Annotated in this window: 21 protein-coding genes and 2 pseudogenes; 5 read left to right on the top strand and 18 right to left on the bottom strand. The window is 33.4% G+C overall.

What is annotated here, in order from left to right:
• Positions 1-166 precede the first annotated feature (166 nt).
• On the top strand, positions 167-1,294 hold the full coding sequence (locus tag AAGD26_RS00330; protein ID WP_341751745.1) for a patatin-like phospholipase family protein: 1,128 nt from the start codon (positions 167-169) through the stop codon (positions 1,292-1,294).
• A 164-nt stretch (positions 1,295-1,458) separates the two neighbouring features.
• Here AAGD26_RS00330 and AAGD26_RS00325 read toward each other — a convergent pair whose 3' ends face one another.
• From AAGD26_RS00325 to AAGD26_RS00280, 10 genes and pseudogenes are all read right to left on the bottom strand, one after another.
• Complete coding sequence (locus AAGD26_RS00325; protein ID WP_341751744.1) at positions 1,459-2,439, bottom strand: pyruvate dehydrogenase complex E1 component subunit beta; 981 nt, start codon at positions 2,437-2,439, stop codon at positions 1,459-1,461.
• An 8-nt stretch (positions 2,440-2,447) separates the two neighbouring features.
• Positions 2,448-3,428 (bottom strand): pyruvate dehydrogenase (acetyl-transferring) E1 component subunit alpha, encoded by a 981-nt coding sequence (gene pdhA / locus AAGD26_RS00320; protein WP_341751743.1) that lies wholly within the window; start codon positions 3,426-3,428, stop codon positions 2,448-2,450.
• A gap of 67 nt (positions 3,429-3,495) precedes the next feature.
• A pseudogene (locus AAGD26_RS00315) lies at positions 3,496-4,110 on the bottom strand (septal ring lytic transglycosylase RlpA family protein); the annotation flags it as partial.
• A gap of 72 nt (positions 4,111-4,182) precedes the next feature.
• On the bottom strand, positions 4,183-4,785 hold the full coding sequence (locus AAGD26_RS00310; protein WP_341748215.1) for a BON domain-containing protein: 603 nt from the start codon (positions 4,783-4,785) through the stop codon (positions 4,183-4,185).
• Between the two features lie 595 nt (positions 4,786-5,380).
• Positions 5,381-5,704 carry a GNAT family N-acetyltransferase gene (locus AAGD26_RS00305; RefSeq protein WP_341751741.1) on the bottom strand — a complete coding sequence of 108 codons (324 nt, stop codon included), beginning with the start codon at positions 5,702-5,704 and terminating at the stop codon, positions 5,381-5,383.
• A 207-nt stretch (positions 5,705-5,911) separates the two neighbouring features.
• Positions 5,912-6,463 carry a GNAT family N-acetyltransferase gene (locus AAGD26_RS00300; RefSeq protein ID WP_341751740.1) on the bottom strand — a complete coding sequence of 184 codons (552 nt, stop codon included), beginning with the start codon at positions 6,461-6,463 and terminating at the stop codon, positions 5,912-5,914.
• A 164-nt stretch (positions 6,464-6,627) separates the two neighbouring features.
• Positions 6,628-7,266, bottom strand: coding sequence for a hypothetical protein (locus AAGD26_RS00295; RefSeq protein ID WP_341751739.1), 639 nt, complete (start codon positions 7,264-7,266; stop codon positions 6,628-6,630).
• Complete coding sequence (locus AAGD26_RS00290; RefSeq protein WP_341751738.1) at positions 7,263-7,715, bottom strand: GNAT family N-acetyltransferase; 453 nt, start codon at positions 7,713-7,715, stop codon at positions 7,263-7,265. Before AAGD26_RS00290 ends, AAGD26_RS00295 begins: the two co-directional genes overlap by 4 nt.
• Positions 7,716-7,743: 28 nt before the next feature.
• Positions 7,744-8,301, bottom strand: a complete 558-nt coding sequence (locus tag AAGD26_RS00285; RefSeq protein ID WP_341751737.1) for a histidine phosphatase family protein — start codon at positions 8,299-8,301, stop codon at positions 7,744-7,746.
• Entirely contained in the window at positions 8,298-8,915 is a 618-nt protein-coding gene (locus tag AAGD26_RS00280) for a phosphotransferase-like protein (protein ID WP_341751736.1), read from the bottom strand. The genes AAGD26_RS00285 and AAGD26_RS00280 overlap by 4 nt, the downstream gene beginning before the upstream one ends.
• Positions 8,916-9,165: 250 nt before the next feature.
• On the opposite strand from AAGD26_RS00280, the pseudogene AAGD26_RS00275 reads away from it, so the two are divergent.
• A pseudogene (locus AAGD26_RS00275) lies at positions 9,166-10,197 on the top strand (PDDEXK nuclease domain-containing protein); the annotation flags it as partial.
• A gap of 397 nt (positions 10,198-10,594) precedes the next feature.
• Here AAGD26_RS00275 and AAGD26_RS00270 read toward each other — a convergent pair.
• Complete coding sequence (locus AAGD26_RS00270; protein WP_341751734.1) at positions 10,595-11,524, bottom strand: YgfZ/GcvT domain-containing protein; 930 nt, start codon at positions 11,522-11,524, stop codon at positions 10,595-10,597.
• Between the two features lie 132 nt (positions 11,525-11,656).
• Between AAGD26_RS00270 and AAGD26_RS00265 the strand changes: the two genes are divergently transcribed.
• Entirely contained in the window at positions 11,657-12,460 is an 804-nt protein-coding gene (locus AAGD26_RS00265; protein WP_341751733.1) for an RMD1 family protein, read from the top strand.
• Positions 12,461-12,481: 21 nt separating this feature from the next.
• Here AAGD26_RS00265 and der read toward each other — a convergent pair whose 3' ends face one another.
• A complete protein-coding gene (gene der, locus AAGD26_RS00260) occupies positions 12,482-13,831 on the bottom strand; it encodes a ribosome biogenesis GTPase Der (RefSeq protein WP_341751732.1) in 1,350 nt (449 codons plus the stop codon).
• A 332-nt stretch (positions 13,832-14,163) separates the two neighbouring features.
• Here der and phaZ point away from each other — a divergent pair, with 332 nt between their 5' ends.
• Positions 14,164-15,408: a polyhydroxyalkanoate depolymerase gene (phaZ, locus tag AAGD26_RS00255; protein WP_341751731.1), complete on the top strand. Its 1,245-nt coding sequence runs from the start codon at positions 14,164-14,166 to the stop codon at positions 15,406-15,408.
• Between the two features lie 51 nt (positions 15,409-15,459).
• On the opposite strand, the gene AAGD26_RS00250 is transcribed toward phaZ, so the two are convergent.
• Positions 15,460-16,011 carry a helix-turn-helix transcriptional regulator gene (locus tag AAGD26_RS00250; protein WP_341751730.1) on the bottom strand — a complete coding sequence of 184 codons (552 nt, stop codon included), beginning with the start codon at positions 16,009-16,011 and terminating at the stop codon, positions 15,460-15,462.
• A 650-nt stretch (positions 16,012-16,661) separates the two neighbouring features.
• Here AAGD26_RS00250 and AAGD26_RS00245 point away from each other — a divergent pair.
• The gene (locus AAGD26_RS00245; protein ID WP_341751729.1) at positions 16,662-17,012 is read left to right on the top strand and encodes a hypothetical protein; all 351 of its coding nucleotides are present in this window, start codon (positions 16,662-16,664) and stop codon (positions 17,010-17,012) included.
• Between the two features lie 59 nt (positions 17,013-17,071).
• Here AAGD26_RS00245 and AAGD26_RS00240 read toward each other — a convergent pair whose 3' ends face one another.
• The 5 genes from AAGD26_RS00240 to AAGD26_RS00220 form a co-directional block, all read right to left on the bottom strand.
• Complete coding sequence (locus AAGD26_RS00240) at positions 17,072-17,674, bottom strand: ATP-dependent Clp protease proteolytic subunit (RefSeq protein WP_341751728.1); 603 nt, start codon at positions 17,672-17,674, stop codon at positions 17,072-17,074.
• A 147-nt stretch (positions 17,675-17,821) separates the two neighbouring features.
• Positions 17,822-18,793: an SPFH domain-containing protein gene (locus AAGD26_RS00235; RefSeq protein ID WP_341751727.1), complete on the bottom strand. Its 972-nt coding sequence runs from the start codon at positions 18,791-18,793 to the stop codon at positions 17,822-17,824.
• Positions 18,794-18,878: 85 nt separating this feature from the next.
• The gene (locus AAGD26_RS00230; RefSeq protein WP_341751726.1) at positions 18,879-19,892 is read right to left on the bottom strand and encodes an efflux RND transporter periplasmic adaptor subunit; all 1,014 of its coding nucleotides are present in this window, start codon (positions 19,890-19,892) and stop codon (positions 18,879-18,881) included.
• On the bottom strand, positions 19,868-20,629 hold the full coding sequence (locus AAGD26_RS00225; protein ID WP_341751725.1) for a DUF2608 domain-containing protein: 762 nt from the start codon (positions 20,627-20,629) through the stop codon (positions 19,868-19,870). The genes AAGD26_RS00230 and AAGD26_RS00225 overlap by 25 nt, the downstream gene beginning before the upstream one ends.
• Positions 20,626-21,390: an alpha/beta hydrolase gene (locus AAGD26_RS00220; RefSeq protein WP_341751724.1), complete on the bottom strand. Its 765-nt coding sequence runs from the start codon at positions 21,388-21,390 to the stop codon at positions 20,626-20,628. Before AAGD26_RS00220 ends, AAGD26_RS00225 begins: the two co-directional genes overlap by 4 nt.
• Between the last annotated feature and the right edge of the window lie 17 nt (positions 21,391-21,407).

Raw genomic sequence — 21,407 nt, 5'->3', positions numbered from 1 at the left:
ATACTTTTCTGCTCCTACGAATTGTTTTTTAAAAATATCATGGATTCGCATGCTCACCATTCATTTTCAAATCTAATTCCTCAAATCACTTGAGTATATGTATTTTATAGTGTCTATAAAATTAAGTCTTAACTTTTATAAATTAATTAAATATTCTTAGGTTATTATGAAAAATGTCATGATATTCTTACTTATATTAGTAGTATTTACTGCTTGTACTCCTAGAAAACAGGTGCAATATAGCAAAAAAGACTCTCCTGTAATTTCTGCCAACTTATGTCCTTTAGTAACAAAAAATATATCTATTCTTAAAAATAAAAAGAAAGCTGTTAGAATACTATCAATAGATGGCGGTGGGGTTAAGGGTATTATACCAGCACGTATTGTTGCAGAGTTTGAGAATCGAAGTGGTAAACCTGCCTGTGAATTATTCGACCTTATGGTAGGTACTTCTACAGGTGGACTTGTGGTGTTAGCTCTCACGACACCTAATGAATCAGGACAGCCCAAATATAAAGCTTCTGACATTTTAGATCTATATATGCAAAAGTCTAAAGATATTTTTTACGCTTCCATGTTTAGAAAAATATATACTGGTTTTGGTCTTTGGGGACCAAAATACGATCGGAGTCAATATGACAAGATATTAATAGGGCTTTTTGGTAATACTAGGATGAGCCAACTAATAAGCCCTACGGCTGTTACTTCCTATAATTTGGATACTAATTTACCACAGGTGTGGACTAGAAAGCAGGCACTTAAAGACCCTAATAATGATTTTTTGATAAGTAATATTGCAGCAGCTAGCAGTGCTGCCCCTATATTCTTTGCACCAAAGCTTCTAACTAATGCGTATAATAACAGCAGTTATCAAGTAGATGGGGGTATGTTTGCCAGTAATCCTGAGTTGACAGCTGCTAATTTAGCTTATGAACTAGATGATACACTAACTCAAAAAGATATCGTACTCATATCACTTGGTACAGGATTGACAAAACTAGGCATAGAGTCAAAAGATTTATGTAAATCAGGGGTTATTGGTTGGGTACTAAAAGCTAATTTGATTAGCAGAATGATGCAAGCTCAAGGTTTGTATAATGCTGAATTAGGGGAAATTTATGGTAATTCCTGCCGCCTACAATTTGAGCTTGATAAAAAGACAAGTGCTATGGATAATGCTTCTCAAGCCAATCTGCTTGAGTTATTAAAGTTAACTGAAGATTATATTAGTACTAACTCTGATCTTATCGACCAAATTATTAGTATATTACTAAATACATCCCCAAACTATTAAATGGCAAAAAGATGTCATTCCAGCGCAAAGCGGAAATCTAAAAAATAACCTGCAAAGGTTGTTAGATATTATGGATTTCCGCCTACGAGGGAATAACATACTAGTGATCCCCACGCGGGAATGATATCGGTAATGGTTAAACTGACGACCTTAATTCTTGAAGTCTAGCTAGTATAACACACTTCCTTCACAGCACTAATAACATCTTCTATAGTTGGCAGTGCTAATTTCTCTAGATTAATAGCATATGGTAGAGGAACATCCTTACCCGAGATAATCTCTATAGGAGCATCTAGATAATCAAATGCTTGGTTCATTACCATACTAGCTATAGTTGCACCAACACCTGCAAAAAACCAGCCTTCCTCTATAACAACCAACCGATTAGTTTTTTTAACCGACTCTAATATAGTTTCTATATCTAAGGGCTTGATAGTTCTTAGGTCGATTACCTCACAGTTAATACCACTATCATACAAGCTATTTGCTGCATCTAAAGCCAACTTAACTTGTAAGGAAAATGCTACTATGGTAACATCATCACCTTCAATAAGTTTCTTAGCCTGACCAAATGGAATTGGTTCTATTATTTCTGGGACTTCAAAACTATGACCATAGAGAATTTCATTTTCTAGAAAAACAACCGGGTTATCGTCACGAATAGCAGTCATTAGAAGCCCTTTGTGATCTTCTGCACTATAGGGAGCTACTACCTTAAGCCCCGGAATATGACTATAACAAGCTGTATAATTGTGACTATGTTGGGCAGCAACTCGACTTGCTGCCCCGTTTGGTCCACGAAATACTATTGGACATTTAATAGTTCCACCAGACATATAATGAGTTTTAGCTGCAGAGTTAACTATTTGATCCATTGCTTGCATAGCAAAATTAAATGTCATGAATTCAACAATGGGACGAAGCCCAGCAAATGCCGCTCCGATAGCCATACCAGTAAAACCATGTTCTGTTATTGGCGTATCAATTACCCTTTTTGAACCAAACTGCTCTAATAACCCTTGGGTTATCTTATACGCTCCTTGGTACTGAGCAACTTCTTCTCCCATAATAAAGATACTATTATCTCTTAACATTTCTTCTTGCATTGCTGCACGTAAGGCTTCCCGTACTGTCGTTTGTAACATGTTTCTACTCATTCAACGTAAATATTCGTATATAGCTCTTCTTCATCCGGTAATGCCGATCTTTCTGAGAACTCAACTGCTTCTGCAATGACCTCTTTAACCTCTTTCTCAATTTCTTTTAACTGCTCTTCACTAGCATATTTATTAGCCAGAATTATATTTTTCACTTGTGATAATGGGTCCTGTTCTTTATAGTTTTCCACTTCTTCCTTACTACGGTATTTACCTGGATCAGACATTGAATGTCCTCTGTAACGATAAGCATCCATTTCTAATATTATTGGTCCACCATCATTTCTAACAAACTCCGCAGCCTGCCGAACATAATCATAAACTGACTCTAACGACATACCATTTAGTTTAAATCCCGTAATACCACATGACTCCCCTTTTCTGTAAAGGTCAGTAATAAAGGTAGAACGAGCTACTGAAGTACCCATTGAATATTGATTATTTTCAATAATATAAACTACAGGTAAGTGCCATAACGCCGCTAAATTAAAAGCTTCATATACTTGACCTTGATTAACTGCCCCATCTCCCAAGAAAGTAAAACATATATTATTAGTATTTCGATATTTCTCAGCAAAAGCTAGACCTGTACCTATAGGTACTTGAGCCCCTACAATACCATGTCCACCGTAAAATTTGTTTTCTACGTCAAACAGATGCATTGAACCACCCTTACCTTTCGAGCAACCAGTCTCTTTACCCATCAGTTCTGCTAATACGTATTTTGCTTCAGTCCCTGCTGAAATAATATGAGCATGATCCCTGTAACTGGTAATAGTACTATCACCAAGCTGTTTTACTAAATCCACACCAGTAATTATCGCTTCTTGTCCAATATATAAGTGACAAAACCCACCTATTAGACCCATACCATAAAACTGCCCACATTTTTCTTCGAATCTTCTAAGCAACAACATCTTCCTATAAGATTCAAGATACTGAGGACTATTTAATTTATATTTCCCAAAAACAATCATGTATACTCCTATAAAAGCTTGAAGAATTGGTTTTCCAATTTGGGAATACACTATAATACAAAAATCATCAAGGGTTAACTGCCAATTTATGTTTTAGATTTACTAATTTAATATGACAATTAACGCTACATTTAGGATTGGCTACTTTCTTTTTTGCAATACAATTTTCCTTAGGCTTTAAAGCAATATTATTCAAAAATTCTTTAGTCTCCTTATGCATATATTGTACTCTAACCTTTGCTGTACCTTGTTTTTTAAATCCTAAAATTTCAGCAGATTTTTCCGAAACATCTATAATACGGTTCTTTTTAAAAGGACCGCGATCATTAACCATAAGAATAAGAGATTTATTATTACTTAAGTTAGTCACTTTAACCAAACTAGGTAATGGCAAACTAGGATGGGCTGCACTTAGCATATGTTTATTATATGTATCACCATTTGCTGTTTTTTTTCCATGAAATTTATGCTTAGAACCATACCAAGATGCTATACCTACTTGGTTGCAATTAATATCTTCCTTAGGTTTATAAGTCTTACCTTTGATAGTATATTTTTTACCTATCTTATAATGCCCCTTATAATGAACATTTTTAGGATCTTCCTGCGATAATTTACGATATAGACTAGGCTTAGTAGAACAAGAGCTAAGCCCTATACAATAAACTAGCAACAAAAGAATATATCTAAATTTCACTTTCATTTATATCATATTTAACCTGAATTTAATATAACAAGTTATATCGAATTGAGATTATTTATTATCATTTTCTTCAGTTTCTTTTATTTTAACATGACAGACAACCCTTGCCACACCATTAATCTGGGAAGCAATAGAAGTAACTTTTTCTAATTCTTCCTCAGACCTTGCTATACCAAATATATATACTATATCATTCACTGTAACAATGGTATAATTTACCCATTTTATATCTCGGTTAACAAAAGTTCTAGCCTTGATCTGACTAGTAATCATAGCATCTTTAGTATATTGCACTAAGTCAAAATGATCACTTTTTTTATCTATTATTAGTTCATTAATAACTTCACAAACTCCTTTTTCACCCCACACAATTTCCACAGCTTTTAATGCATCTTCTTTTTTGTCTATGATTCCAGTCAGTAGTACCCTACCCTGATTTACCTCAACCTTAATCTTAGTATATAATTCCCTGAAATTATTTTTTATAAAAGAAGCTTTGATTTTTGTAGCTATTTTTACGTCATCAATTGTCTCCGCAATTGATTGATCTTTTGCAACTGCAAGAGTAGAGGTAGTTGCTGCAGTAAAAACAGCTGGCAGACAACCTGTAAGCATGAAAGATAAGATTATAATAATAAAGTTAATTCTATACATAACCATCCTTAAATCTACTAATTTAACCTCAAATATCGATGTAAGACATCGGTTTAATGACCTAGGATGTCATTCCCACGTAGTCACACGAATTCGGGATAAGAATTAGACTTACTGCATAAGTCAATCTAGTTGGTGATTTTGTCGTCGAAACTCGCCTCCGCTCCTCACGTACGTCTTTGTACGCTGCGGTACTCGGCTTCTTTTCTCCTAAAAATCCCTCAACTATCTTTAATTTATGCAGCAAGTCTATTAGTTAATTCTTATCCCGAATTGGAGTAGGTTAATTTAAAGTCAGTAATATTCGTGCCTTAAGATAACCCCAGGTTAAAATAAAGCCTCTAAATAGTTTATTATAATACAATTCATAATAAACACAACTGATTTCCATTGTTTTAAGTTAGATTTGGGGAGTATACCCATAATGATTTGAAGAATGGAAACAACAAACAAGAGGCGGGCGAACGCAAGTATTACCATTTAATACGTGAATCCATGATATTAAAAAAATAATTATTTAAAACAGCAGAGTATTACGAAAAAACTCACAAGACTGATCAAACTACAGCTAAAGTAACATGATTCATTCCTGTAATCACATAATTCTTCCCACATACCATTCAGAAGCTACAGTTAAGCCCATGCTTTTAAGGAAATTACGTTTGGGTTCGTCATATGCACCACAAACGACAAGAAACTGAGTAGCATTTTTAGTTTTTGCGAGTTTCTTGATTTCCTTAATCAATTTCTGACCAATAGAATTCCAATCGTGTTTACTTTCCACACAAAAATCATCGATCATAAGCGTTAGTCCACCCGGGTTATAGACTTTTGGTGCTGACATTAATCTACCGATGATGAAACCTAATATTTTTTCTTTGTAAACTGCAGCTAGCATAATGTGATCGTCTAACCTCAATAACTCTTCGAACCATTGCTTTTGAGATTTCTCAGCTTCAGGACCGGCATATTTCCAAAACTGTGGCTGAACTTTTTCATAAGCACGACGCTTTTTATATGACAGAGCGACAAATGATTAGATGTCAGTAGTTTCAGCAAGCCGGATTAAAATATTTTCCTGAAACTTTACTGTATTCTTTATTTTGGTATTAATTCGTACCATTGATTACAATCGCTTTACTAAAAAATGTGTTTTGCGTCCAGCAAATACACCATCTCCTTCCATAATAAAATCATCGATATATTTAAATCCTGCCTTTTCATAAACATGTCTAGCCCTTGGATTTGTGACATCTGGATCGATAAAAAAAGTATCAACTTGGCTATCATAACTACTTCTAATAAAATCAATAAATACTTCTAAAGTCTTTGCCCCTAATCCTTTGCCAAAATAGGCTATATTACCAATGGTATAATCCATGCTATAGGTGTGACCATGCTTTGAAAGATAAGCTTTTTTGAGTAGTGGTATAGAATATTCCTGCTTTTCTTGTAGTGTCATGACCAAGCAATAAGGTTCGTTATAGATACACCCAATCCAATACGTGTATAGACCATCTGCGTAACTTGAAGGTTTTATACGACCGTTGATGAAATTTAAAATATCATCTTTATGTTCTTGGCTATTATCCCAAAATTCCTGAACATGGGGTTCTTTTAACCAGTTAAAAATAGTGTCTTTATGACTTAAGTTAGCTTTTTCAAAATGAATATTCATAACATATCCTGTAACAAGGTTTATCTTATACCATTTCCCAAGACTAAATTGCTACTCGGAGTACGAGTGTCGAGTACTGGATCGTCACACTACTGGACAACTAGTACATGAGGAGCAGAGATCATGAAGTACGACGATATGATGATTAGTTTTCGGAAATGGTATTATTTTTTCTTGGCTATAACTTCATAATAATGATCAATTTTCCCATCCTCTTTTGGTGTAGTCTTCACTTCTTTAAAACTAATAATGTTAAACTCTTTAAAAAGATCAATTGTTTGCTCTTTTGTATGAAAAGTCATATTTTTCTTATCCTCCTCCCAAAAAGCTACAATCTCGGGATCAAAAGTGTTTCCAACAAAATAACCACCTGAATCAATCTTATTTACAATATTACTCCAAAATTTTTCAAAATATTCAGGTTTACAAAACGGTACAGAAAAGCTAGCAACTATGATGTCTGCATTTGGTAATTCTTGAGAATCTAACTCTTCAAAAGAAGATATTAAAGTTTTAAAATGATCTTTATATTTAACAATTTCTGGATACTTAATAAACATAAAATCAAAAGCCATTTTTTGGTTGTCTACTGCAATAACATTGAAACCTTTTTCTAATAACAAAAATGTTTCATGTCCCACTCCTGCCCCTAAATCAATAGCTGTACCTCGTATTTTTTGATTATCTAGTAATTCAACTTTTTTAAAGAATTCAACAACAAACTCTCTTGCTGGTTTATAAAATTTTTCTTTGTAAAAAGCCTCCCATGCATTTGGCTTTAAAAGAGATTTTGATTCACTCATTCAATTTCTTTCCTTAAATATAGTTTTGCCATCAGACCCTTATTCTGATAACCAAGGCTTTTATAAAACTCATGACTTCCATCCTTGGCACGCCTAAGACCAGAGGTTAAATCAACGATGCTTGGGCTAGACTGTTGTGCAACATCCTCTACAAAATCCATCAGTCTTTTTCCAATAGCTTGACCTCGGTAACATTCATCAACCACAACTCCTTCAATATGAAATCTTGTTTTATCTGATATAAAAAGTTGAGATTTAGACCATGCAACCCACCCAACAATTTGGGATTCTAAACATGCTACAGCAACGCCATAACCATCGTTTTTTGTGAATCTTTGGAATCTTGCTTTTAATTCATCCTCTGAAGACCTATACCCAAGTTGTTCCATGAGAGGCAACATGCAAGAGAGGTCCTCCATTGCACAGTAACGAATTTTGATATTACTCATAAATCTCCTCCTCACAACTAACCTGAGGTTAACTTAGTTCACATATAGACCATAATTGACTTTGTCCGATTGGTGGACTGTGAAAAATAGCAGAACAATTTTTAAGATGTATAATTGGCCATCCTAAAAGTCTTTGGATAGCATAATAAACTCCACTATGTGCAACAATTAAAACGGGTTCTTGAAAGCTGAGCGTACTATTTAAAGCACACAAAACTCTCTTGTCAAAATCATTTACATATTCTGCTCCTTGGTGAGTATTGCCATCTCGCCATCTTTTCCCAATATTATCATCAACGGACTTGCCTTCATATTCACCCCAACAACATTCTGCTAACTCCGGGACAATTATAATATCAACCTTTAGCTTTTCATTGACGATCTCAGCAGTCCTGTATGCTCTCATAAGCGGGCTTGTAACAATATGCTTTATACCCTTTTTTCCAAGAATATCAGAGGCTTCCCGTGCTTGGTTTTCTCCAGTTTGATTAAGAGGAATATCCTGCGAACCCATGTAAATATGGTGTCGATTCCAATCTGTTTCACCATGACGTAAAAAATAAAAAGGTTTTAAGGGAAGCGTCATAACTGTAATCTCTCATGCATAGTTATAAAACCTTGTGGTGCAGGATTCTCCTCTACAAAAATCAGAATTTGCTTGGCAATCTCAAAAGGTGACTTGCTCGTAGTATCAACTGTTAAATCATATTCTCGCAGGCTACCTACGTGGACTCTATCTATTTGGTCATTTGATAAACCTATAGCACGATCACAGCGTAAAATTTCTCGCTCCTGCATCACTGAAAGATCACAAAAAACTCCAACAAAATAGACAATATAGCCATTCAAGCTTTTTATATAAGATTTGAGGCAAGCATCTTCAAATAAGACTTCATCAATGATAAGGTTATTGTTACGACTTGCAAGTAGATTGGCAAAATCTGGCATGATACCAAAGAGCTGTTCACCTTTTGGATTAGTTTCAACACGCATGGTTGGTCCACGATCATTTATCCCCGGAACGAAGGAAAAGTATCTAACATCCGGTTTATCATCAGATGAGCATGGTAATGGTGTCATACTAATAAAAGTATCTATACCAAAAGTAAGCCAAGAATCCTTACTTAAATACTGTATTGCTCTTGCGATAGATGTTTTACCAGCAGAGCCACATCCATTTAGAAATATGATTTTACTCATTATGATACACCTTGCTGTTCTTTCTCGTTGCTACTAATACTGCAGCCTCCTAGGAGACTGTTGGGTTAACTATATATATAACAGATTTTTATGCTCCACTAATAGCAATTTTCATTATTTCTGCAGGATTGCTTATTTTTTTCATTCTTCAATACATTACTCTTGCCCACATTTTTTTAAAGAGTTATCATTATCTAGAGCTGAAGTTATAGTAATTAAGTTAGGTAATCAATAAATTAATAGAAATACCATGGATAAAAATATTATAACTACAGAATATAAAGAGTTTTTAGAACAGTTAAAAGTCCGTGTAGCTACAAGTCGCTATCAAGCAGCAAGATCTGTTAATAAAGAGCTGATAATTTTATATCACCATATTGGTAGCGAGATTTTGACTCGTCAAGAGCAACATGCCTGGGGAACTAAAATAATTGACAAACTTAGTCGTGATTTAATATCTGCTTTTCCTGAAATGAAAGGATTTAGCACTAGAAACCTTAAATATATGCGACAATTTGCTAAAGAATATCCTGAACCTACATTTGTGCAAGAGGTACTTGCACAATTAACATGGTATCATAATATTACTTTACTAGATAAGGTAATAGATAAAGAGATTCGTCTTTTTTATATTAAGCACTCTATTACATATGGTTGGTCAAGAAATGTAATGGTTATGCAAATTGAATTAGCTCTACATAAACGTCAGAGTCAAGCTATAACAAATTTTAAAAATAAATTACCATCTCCGCAGTCAGATTTAGCCCATCATACTCTAAAAGATCCATATATTTTTGACTTCCTTAGCATAGGCAATGAAGCACATGAAAGAGAAGTTGAAAAAGCGTTAGTTTCTCATATGGAAAAATTTCTTCTTGAACTTGGAGTAGGCTTTGCCTTTGTGGGACGACAATATAAATTATCAATAGGAAATGAAGATTATTATATTGATCTGTTATTCTATCATTTGCATCTTAGAGCCTTTATAATTATTGAGCTCAAGGCAGGTAAATTTTCTCCTCGTGATGTAGGACAATTAAATTTCTACTTATCAGCTGTTGATGAACAATTAAAACATTCAACTGATAATCCATCTATAGGCTTAATTCTTTGTAAGGATAAAGGAGAACAAATCAAAGCCGAATATGCACTACGGGACATGACTAAGCCAATTGGTCTTGCTGAATATAAGTTGACTGAAAGCTTGCCAGAAAATATAAAAACTGCCCTACCAACCATTGAAGAGCTGGAAGTTGGATTGTCCGAGTATTTTGATTATGAGACTCTTGAGCGGACAACTGCTAAATTACAATCATTACCTAACTTACTAGCCCAAGAAAGAAAATCATTGCACAAACTTGCTGAGCTATATCCTGATCTAGCAAGTCAGTTTGTAGGAAAACATTATGATACCCATGCAACAGAATATCAACGAGAGAAAACAGCAGATGCAAGTAGTACAGCATTAGAAGAGTTGGAGAACATTGTGAGAATATGTGGTGGTTATGAGAAATTAGGTTTAACTCCAGTACAGCCACAATTACCTGAATTAGGCAAAACACGACAACACTCTACCATAATAATCAAAAAAGTAACCAAGTAATGACCAAGTTATAGCTAACCCGTTTAGGTTCTAGGAGTACAACTGTCAAAAGTGACTCCTCGCAATAACAAAATAGTTATCTGTAACGCCAAGGTGGAACAACCAAAGAAACGGTTAAGTTTTTTACAGTAATAACTGTGTTTTGCGATACATGATAGTCGTCTACTCTAATTAAAGCTATTGCCATGTTCTGATAAATCGAACATATTGTACCAATTTTTATATTATTGGCAATAATTTCATCATCTTTTGAGATATCTAAACTGTCTGTAGTAGCAGATATACTCTCCTTCCCCTTCGAATTGGAACGTAAAACAAGGGGTGAGTGAGCGGAGCGTACATCTAGTACGTGAGCACGCGAATCCCCCACAGTTTTACGAAGCCAATTCGAAGGGGAAGGAGAGTATAATTTAAATATTTTTTTCCTTACTACTCCTTGGTATTTTGTTCTTGAAATAACTTCCTGTCCAATATAGCAACCCTTAGTGTAACTTATAGAATTCAGTTCTTCAGCACCATATTCGATTGGAATAGATCTGTTGGCAATTAAATCATCATAGCCATCGACTATGGCAAAATTATATTTATCTTGCAGGTATAGTCCTGCTGTTCCTGTAGTTATTGGTACATCTTTACTAACAATGGAACGAAAACCGAGTTGATCATAACGAGGGTCTTTGTATCCATTAAATTCCAGCTGTTGTTTTGAGTAAATAACCTGATAGATGTTAGTTAAGTCATTCACTTCAATTTTAGCACGTAATTTATAGTGCACTAAGTGATTTTTAAATAAATCAGACTGATTAACATTTATATCAATAAAAAACCTTGTTGATGATAGTTTTAATACAAAAAAATCAAATAAATACCTTCCTTGATTATTTAGAGCATAACTATAACAATAATCATTATTTTTTATATCATTAGTTGTCAAATTATGCAAAAAATTCATCGCATCATCACCCACAACTTCAATAATTGCTCTATTTGTTAATATTTCATGCATAATTACCAACTATGATATTTTAATTGACTTTATAAGTTTTATAATACTATATTATACTGATGCAATAGTTGTTTGCTATAAATTATTTATTATATGAGATGTGCTTCCTACTGTACGACTTCTGAATATAAGATGAATGACTTAGTAATAAATCTCAATAAGATTGGTCTTGAACCTAAACACTTTGATGATGTACTATATATTCAAAAAGAACAAGTAAAAAACTTAGACCCTATAGATGTTTTCTTTTTCCCATTTGGCTGTGTTACTATATGGGGAGCTGAAGAAAGCCAAGAGAAAATGATTCTAGACGATATAGTAGCTCTGCAAGCTAATCAAACTGACGAGATAATGTCTGACTTTATTTATTTTGATTATTATAAAACTACAGGTAAAACCTTTATAGATGAAGAAAAAAACCAAATCATTCTAGCAGATAAATCAACTTTTATAAAATTATCTATATCTCATGCTTTAGCTCAGTCAGTTAAGCTTAGTGTACTAGAAAAATCAGTAAGTAATTTAATTGTAAAAACAACGCCTATTCAACAAGAACTAGCCAGCACTGGCAGTGTATCACTTTCAAAAAAGGAAATATCTCAACAAATTGGCATATTATTTAACGAACGATATTCCATTAATTTACACAGCGATATACTAGATACTCCTGAATTTTTTTGGCGTCGTCCTAGTTATGAACCTTTATACTTAATGACTGCAGAGTTTCAAGATATTCAAATTCGTCAGAATATTCTTAACCATCGACTGAACATGATCCATGAACTCTATAACATTTTGTCAAATGACTTAAACTATAAACACTCAACTAGACTTGAATGGATCATTATAATATTAATTACCATAGAAGTAGTACTATCCCTTATTCATGATAAACTCTTTTTCAAAATAATTGGTTATCTTCTGAATAAAATTTAATTGACTCTACTTACATTAGACCTATGACTTTACATATGGATTCTCAGTTTTAGTATAAGTAAATCTTATTGGCACACCGGGTAAATTAAAAGCTTCCCGCAAGTTGTTTACAAGGTATCTAGTATAACTATCCGTGATTTTCTCAGGATTATTAGAGAATAATTTAAAAGTTGGTGGGCGAGTTTTTGTTTGGGTCATATATTTAATTCTAACACGTCTACCACCTTTTTGTAAGGGCAGCGGATGTTGCTCGAGTGCAAAACCTAACCAATTATTCAGTTTACTAGTAGCAATTTTTTTATTCCATAAAGTATAAACTTTTATAGCCTCATCTAATACCATATTAATATTCTGCTTTTTTAAGGCTGATATGAATATTATCGATACTCCCTTAACTTGTGGTAGATTGGTTTCCATCTTATAAAAAAATTCTTCCTTAAATTTATCTCTATTTTTCCCTTCAATTAAATCCCACTTATTAACTACTATAAGCAGGCTTCTGCCTTGCTCTATAACATAACTAGCAATATTTAGATCTTGTTGCTCCAAATTCATTTGTGCATCAACCATCAGAATAACAGTATTAGCAAACTTAATACTATTAATGGTATCAGAAGCTGATAATTTTTCTAAGGACTTGTTAATAGCTCCCTTTTTTCTTAGACCAGCCGTATCAATTAATTTAAATTTATTATCATTATATAGCCAATCAATTTCTATAGATTCCCTTGTTATACCGGCTTCAGGTCCTGTTAACAATCTTTCATTATTAATAATACTATTAATAAAAGTAGATTTTCCTGCATTTGGTCTACCACTCACCACTATTTGTATATAGTCAGCCTTTATTGGGTCGATTAATTCTTCCTCTAGTTCCTCATCTCCTAATTTTTCAGTTATTGCATCGTGTAAATCTGCCATACCAACACCATGTTCTGCAGAAATTGGCACTACATTATCAAAACCAAGCTTGTAGTATTCTTTAGCAAAATCAAACCGTCCTTCACATTTATTGACAATCAACACAGATTTTTTATCATATTTTCTGATAAAATTAGCAAAAAACTTATCTTCCGGTAATACACCATTTTTGCCATCCACCATAAGGCATAGTAAATCTGCTTCTAGAATGGCTTCTACAGTCTGCTGCATCATTCTATATTCTAATTTCGCACCTTCCACTTCTTCTAAACCAGGAGTATCAATTACCGTAAAATCGAATGGTCCAATTTGAGCATCAGCATATTTTCGATCACGTGTTACCCCCGGGAGATCATGTACGATAGCCTTTTTTCTGATAGCCAAACGATTAAAGAGCGTAGACTTCCCTACATTGGGTCTACCAATAATCGCCACAATTTTTTTATGCATCACCTTTATATTATCATAATAATTCATTAGCACTAATATACTCGGTGAACTTCAAGAATTGGCGTCGTCGTGTCTAAAGATCTCCGCTGCTCACGTACTAATGTACGCTCCGCTGCTCGACTTTGACACTCCTAGCTCTTCTTGAAGTTGACCTTCGTCTACCAACTCTTCATTTACGAGCAGTATACTCAAATACGCAAATTCGGGATAATAATTTATCAATTCTTATCCAAATTAGGGTAAATCATTTGAATATTGCAGTATTTGAGTATATTATTAACACTTAATTATATAAAATTAAAGCATAAACAGACTTCTAAAGGACAAATATTATGCATAATGGCAGTTCTAATAATCTTTATTATGCACTAGAAGGCTTTAAAACTATGCTTATTCCAATGCGAGCAAACATAGAAATTTTAGAGCAGTGGTTTAAAAATAGTAATAATCCTGTAAAAGATAGCGGCTATACTCACGTTATGTTAGCATATTTGACACTTGCTGAAAGGATGACTAGAACATACAAGAAGCCAGAATTTAACATTAATGAATGTATTATTGATGGTACGTCTTATGTTGTTAAAGAAAAAACAGTTGCTACTAAAACATTTTGTCAATTAAAGCATTTTAGCAAAATTGGTATTAAGCAAGAAATGCCAAAGTTATTAATAATTGCTCCAATGTCAGGACACCATGCTACCTTACTTAGGGACACTGTAACTGAAATGCTCCCCTATGCAGATGTATATATTACAGATTGGCTTGATGCAAGCACTATACCTAATCAACTTGGTAAATTTAACTTAGATGATTTTATAGACTACTTAATTGAATTTATGACGTTTCTAGGACCAAATCTGCACACTATGGCAGTATGCCAACCAACAGTCCCCCTTCTAGCTGCCATTAGTATAATGTCTGCAAATAATGATATAAATGTGCCGCGGTCAATGATTCTGATAGGTGGACCTATTGATGCAAGGCTTAATCCTACAGATGTTGACTTGTTTGCAATCCATAAAAGCATGCAATGGTTTTGCCAAATGATGATTACATCCGTCCCCTTTAACTATCCTGGTTACGGAAGAAATGTCTATCTAGGGTTTTTACAACTTATGGGTTTTATCAGTTTAAATATTCCTCGGCATATTAATTCGCATTTGGATTTACTACAAAATTTGCTAGATGGCAACCTTGAAAAAGCTAATCATACCATAAAATTTTATGATGAATATTTAGCCACTATGGATATAACATCAGAATTCTATCTCCAAACAATACAAGAAGTATTTAAAGATTTTGCTCTTGCCAAAGATGAATTTGTCTCAAAAAATCGTAAAGTTCATTTAAAAAATATAACAAATTGTGCTTTACTAGGTATCGAAGGCGAGAATGACGATATAGCTGCGGTTGGACAAACTAAAGCTGCATTAGATTTGTGTTCCGGTATTCCTATGACAATGAGAAAATATCATTTACAAAAGGGAGTTGGGCATTACGGCTTATTTAGTGGTAGCAAATTCAAACAGTTTATTGTACCGATAATTAAGGATTTTATATATAGTTGTCAAAATTGAATTAGGTTTTGTTGCCAAAAATGACATGGTAATTTAAAAATCACAGGTTAGCTATAAATTATTCAGATCAGGATCACTATTAAAGTTTTGTTCAGAAAATTTAGTATTGTCAGTATCTTTAGTAGGAGAAATTCTACCAACCATTTCATCTAGGGATACTTGGAAATAATCGGCTAGGGCTACTATAATTTGACTATTTAAATTTTTTTGTTCTCGGCTTCCGTTAATAAAATTATGAATTGAATAATTAAATCCAATTTCTTTTCCTAAAATATAAAAATTTATATCTTGCTTAACAACTTTATCTTTTAAGAATTTTTTTAAGTTATTATTAATATCATCTAGTGATAAATCCTTAAATCTTCCTTTTACTTGTAATAATGGAATATATTCACTTCTGCCAACAATTTCATCTATAGAACAGTCAAAGTAGTTAGCTATTTTCAGTATAGTATGCATTTGGGGATTAGACCTTAATCCATTCATAATACTAGTAATATTATTATAAGGAATCCCACTACCCTCAGAGAAATCTCTTCTTTTCAATTTGAGTATTTCAAATTTTAATCCTAAAAATTTTTGTATTTCTTTAACAAGAGTCATATCTAAGAATTCATGGATTAAGTAAAAATGAAAAATATATCAACTGTTGACACATTTTTCTTGACAACCCCAAATAACTATAATAAACTCCCAAAAATAGGATGAGACCAAAAAAAAGAGGTCAGTAACTACTGACTATTTTTTTTAAACCAAAATACATATTTTGGTTTAGCTATCCGATTAGTATTTAGCCATATAAATTGGCATCATTGCGAGAAGCTATTTTAGTAGCGACGAAGAGCAATCCAATTTAATTTTTCTAGATTGCCCACGACTACTACGTGGTCTCGCAATGACGGAGTAATGCTAATCGGGTTAGCTATAAATCTCAAACTAAAAAAGCCAATATAATACTTCAACTCTATCCTTAAATAAAGCTCTAGTATTATATTGAATATTACAGTCAACTGGTAAGTACCGAAAAGTTTCACAGGCTCAAAAGTACTTACTAGTAGAATTAATCAAATAGCATCAAATACTATTTAAATAACAACCCTTTTATTGAGGTATACTATGATTATATACAAATTTCTTAGCCAAATCAACCCTTATTATTTTCACAGTCCTATAGCAGAAATCAATCAGCCAAGCTTATCTAGCGAAAGGCTATAGCGAACAAGCACAATCCTAGGCAACAAAGGAAGTAACATATGAATTACCAAATATTGACCTTGGCTATTTTAGCATTCAGCATAATCATCGGACAGATACTCTTAATCCTCCTCTCGATCAAATGGCTTAATAACATCAGATTAACCTATAGCGAGATCGAGGTTATTTGCAAGGATTTCTCTAACGTCTACATCAAAGCACAAAATGAAATAGCAGCTCTACATCAAAAGACCACAGAGCTAGCTAATAGTACAGTTAAGAAAGAACATCACATATTGTATGCTACCTTTCAGTTAGAAGATATAAATCTGCATCTTAAAATACTACTTGATGAGTTTAAAGTATTTGCTAGATCTAATACTACGTCACAAACCAAGAAACAAAAATAATCCTGCCCCCTGCCCCTACATTTCGGTGCGGAATCCATAACATCTAACAGCCTTTTAAACTATTTTCTTACTAAGATTTTTGCTCTATCGGTGATAATTTCATCAACTAGTCCAAATGATTTAGCTACTTCAGGATCCATGAAATTATCACGTTCCATGCTTTTTTCAATAGAATCTAGTTCTTGTCCTGTATGTTTGACATACAAGTTATTGAGCATTCTTTTTAATTTCATGGTTTCTTTAGCATGAATTTCTATATCTGTAGCTTGCCCTTGGTAACCACCTGACAGTTGATGGATCATTATACGACTATGTGGCAAGGAATAACGCATACCTTTCTCACCAGCCGTAAGCAACAAAGACCCTGCAGAACAAGCTTGACCTATACAAAGAGTGGAAATTTTAGGCTTAATATATTGCATAGTATCGTAAATTGCCAAACCAGAAGTCACAACACCACCAGGAGAATTAATATACATGAAAATATCTTTTTCTGGATTTTCTGCCTCTAAGAATAGTAATTGTGCAACCACTACATTGGCCATATAATCTTCAATTTGACCACAAACAAAAACGATGCGTTCCTTTAATAACCTAGAATAGATATCATAGGCTCTTTCCCCTCTAGGGGTTTGTTCAACTACTATAGGCACGTATGTCATTAAATTTTCTCCTAAATTTATTGTAACCTGATTATTGTAACCTGAGTTCGATATAACTTGTTATCAATATAGTCCCTGTTAGGGTTGATATTCGAAAATGCTTAGAATAATAATTATTTTTATGTCGAATTCAAGTTAAATAAGTAATTACTCACTAGCACTCGTTTGTTTCTTCATAGAAGATTCCTTAGACAATTTCTTATTGCTTACTGATTTTAGCTGATCAAAAATGCTTAAAGCTTGAGTTATAAAACTTCCTGGTTCAGAAAGATTTGCCGGAAGAATTACTGTATTACTATCTTTGGCTAACTCACCAAAAGCATTTATATATTGTTCAGCAATTTTTAAAGATACTGCGTCATTACCCCCAGACTTTTGAATAGATGCGGCAATAACTTCAATACTTTTAGCAGTAGCCATTGCTACTAATCCTATTGCCTCAGCTTCACCTTTAGCTCTATTTACTTGGTCAGTATAGGAAGCTTCAGAATTTAATACAACTTGAGCCTTCTCACCTTCTGCATGGTTTATTTTTGCTTGTCTATTGCCTTCTGAATCCAAAATTTGAGCTCGTTTCTGACGTTCTGCTGCAACTTGTAATTCCATCGCTTTAAGTATTGTTTGTGGTGGCTGAATATCTTTAATTTCATAACGCATACATTGTATCCCCCAATTCATTGCAGCTTGGTTAATAGCAGACACAATAGCGATGTTTAACGTTTCTCGTTCTTCAAAAGTCCTATCTAATGGTAATTTACCTATTTCTGAACGCATGGTGGTCTGTGCAAGCTGTGTGATGGCATAATATGGACTATTAACACCATAAGATGCAGCGATTGGATCAACAATTTTTACATATAAAACACCATCTATTAATAACGTAACATTATCATTTGAAATGGCTGTTTGAGCAGTAACATCAATAGCTTCTTCCTTCAGGGTGTGTTTATAGGCTACTCTCTGAATCACTGGAATCAAAATATTCAATCCTGGCTGCAAAACCCTATCAAATTTTCCAAACTTTTCTACAACCCATGCTTGTTGTTGTGGTACAACCTTAACCATCTGTACAATAATAAGAATTGCCACGATACTACAAACTAATAATATATATTCCATTTTAATCCTCTGTTAATTTAATCTTAGCTCGGTGACATCGTTCGCAGTTGATGCTTAACAATGTAACCTGTTATATGAATTCAGGTTAATCTAACAATTGGACGACGCTACCATCATAAATCTTAGTAATCCCTTCCAATACCACCATATCTCCTTCCTTAATTTCACTTGAGATAATCTCTGTTAAACCATTTAAACTAGTGCCAAGTTTAACATAAAGTTGTTGTACCTTATTGTCATTGATTTTATATACAAAATACTCACCTTTATTATTACTCTGTACCGATTGATTAGGCACAGCTAAATTCCTATGTTTGTTAAGAATTAGATCTATATTTACATAGCTTCCATGTACAATATTACTATTAGAATCAATGATAACTTTAGCACTTATAGTACCATTATCTGAAACATATTGTGAGATTTCAGCAATTTTTCCATTAATTAATCCACCCTTATTATCGGTTATCACTAAATTAGTGGATTCTGACACCTGATTATAAAGCTCCTCAGGTAGCTCCATTAAAATATTATTAGTAGTAGAGTTTTGAGCAATAATGCTAAAAAGATAATCTCCTTGTTTTATCTTATCCCCTATTTTGGATTTTATTATACCAATATATCCATCAAATGGAGCTATAAGAACCATATCGTTGTAACTATTCATTGCTTTAGCAAAAGCAAGCCTAGCTTCTTCTAACTCGCTATTAGATTTTTCTAGCACATCACTACTAATATATTTTTTGGCAAATAATTCCTTGTTACGGTTATAAGAAGCCATAGCTTTTCTTAAAGAGACTTCCGCTTGTGACTTAATTGACACAGCTAAATCTTGGTCAATAATAAGCAAAACATCACCTTGATGGATCTTACCTCCTTGGGAAGTAGATACTAAATCAAGTCTACCAGAAACATTTGCATAATAATCACGGCTCATACCACTCTTACATTGTCCTATAACACTGAAAACATTATATAAATCAGCCATTTGTACTTTAGTAGCTTTTACCCCAATACTCTCTTGTTCTTCAGCTATAGCATAGCAAGAAGTAATGCATATACACAAAAAAATAATTATAGTTTTAAATCTGTTATCCAACGATGTTCCTTCTCTAAAATCTCAAAACGAATTTTTTCACTTTTTTCATCTAGTTCTGTTTCCGGGATCAAAGAAGCTCCGTCAAATTCAAAACCATAAAAATTAATCTGTAATTTGCTACATATTTTCGCCACTGACTCAATATTTTCTAAAATATCGTCCACAAATATTATTGTTTTAGGATAGTAGTTTTTTTTGTGTAAAATATTCTCTAATACTGCACCTTTATCAACATCGGCTGTAAGAATCACACCTTCTTTCATCGTTGGCACACCACCCCCAATATGTAATTCATCAACTAATATTTCCTCTTTTATCGGAGTAGATTTCATAAAATCTATATTTATCCCTTTAAGCTCTGTAAGACGCCAATTGGTAAAATCCTCAATAACACCAAATTTCCCTGTGTATAATTTGGTCAGAGCAGCAGTTGGGATTTGCATCTCCCATAATCTACCTAGTATATCAGTTATATTATAGTCCACTAAGCGAATAGTACGATTTTTTAAAATAATACTGTAGAAAAGATGCCTTTCTTCTCTCGCAAGACGGTTTTTGCTTTCAGCACGCCACTGCCGCCTATAAGGATGAGTTAAGCGATATTCATCTTGATCCATGATAAGTACGTCATCTACATCAAAAAGCACCAAGCTATCTTGATCTAATTTATCTATTACTTCCGATATCTTTAAAAAATCGGAAACTTTAGTTATTTTAGCAAATATATGTTTATTCATCGTTCTAATGATAAGTTTATTATTTCTTCCAAAGAATTAGCTATTATAGCTAAATCTGATTCTCGTACAAGAGTATGAACTCCATCTTTTATCAATTTTATCACTACCATGTCACTAGTAATTTTTTCTGCAAGGTTATTTGAGATGGTATAAGGTACGTCCTCATCTAGCATCCCGTGAATTAAATGTATAGCTCCCTTAAGATTAATACTATTTGAATTTAGTAACAAGTGATTTCTAGCTTCGAGTATTAATTGATAACTTATTGGATATTTATCGTTGCAATTACGCCCTCTAATCTCAAGGTATTTTTGTTGTTGCATTTGTGTTTTTTGCATTTCAGTTAAGTTTTGCCAAATAGTTTCTGTAAAATCTAGGGCAGGAGCAATACAAACAAGACCACAAACTTTATTAGGAAATTTTATAGCAGCAAGAATGGCTAACCAACCACCCATGCTGGAGCCTATGATAATAGCTGGTTGCACTACAAGTTTATTTAAAACTAGTTCAACCCCTGTAAGCCAAGATCCAATCGTTTCATCTAGAAATCTACCTGATGATTCTCCATGACCAAAATTATCAAATGTGATAAAATTATAATCACGTTTTTTACAGTAATTCTCAAGAAATATAGCCTTTTTACCATTCATACCGGACATCAAGCCATGCAAAAAAATTACCGATGGCATATTTTTTTTGCTACTTTTGTGATGATTGTAAGTGATAAATCTTTTCTTTTCTGTATTATATATTTTATGCATTTAAATTAATTATGTAA

Origin of the sequence: Candidatus Tisiphia endosymbiont of Piscicola geometra (genome assembly GCF_964026415.1) — a bacterium.
Lineage (GTDB): Bacteria > Pseudomonadota > Alphaproteobacteria > Rickettsiales > Rickettsiaceae > Tisiphia.
The sequence above is the reverse complement of the archived record's forward strand: the minus strand, read 5'-3'. Positions and strand labels throughout refer to the sequence as shown.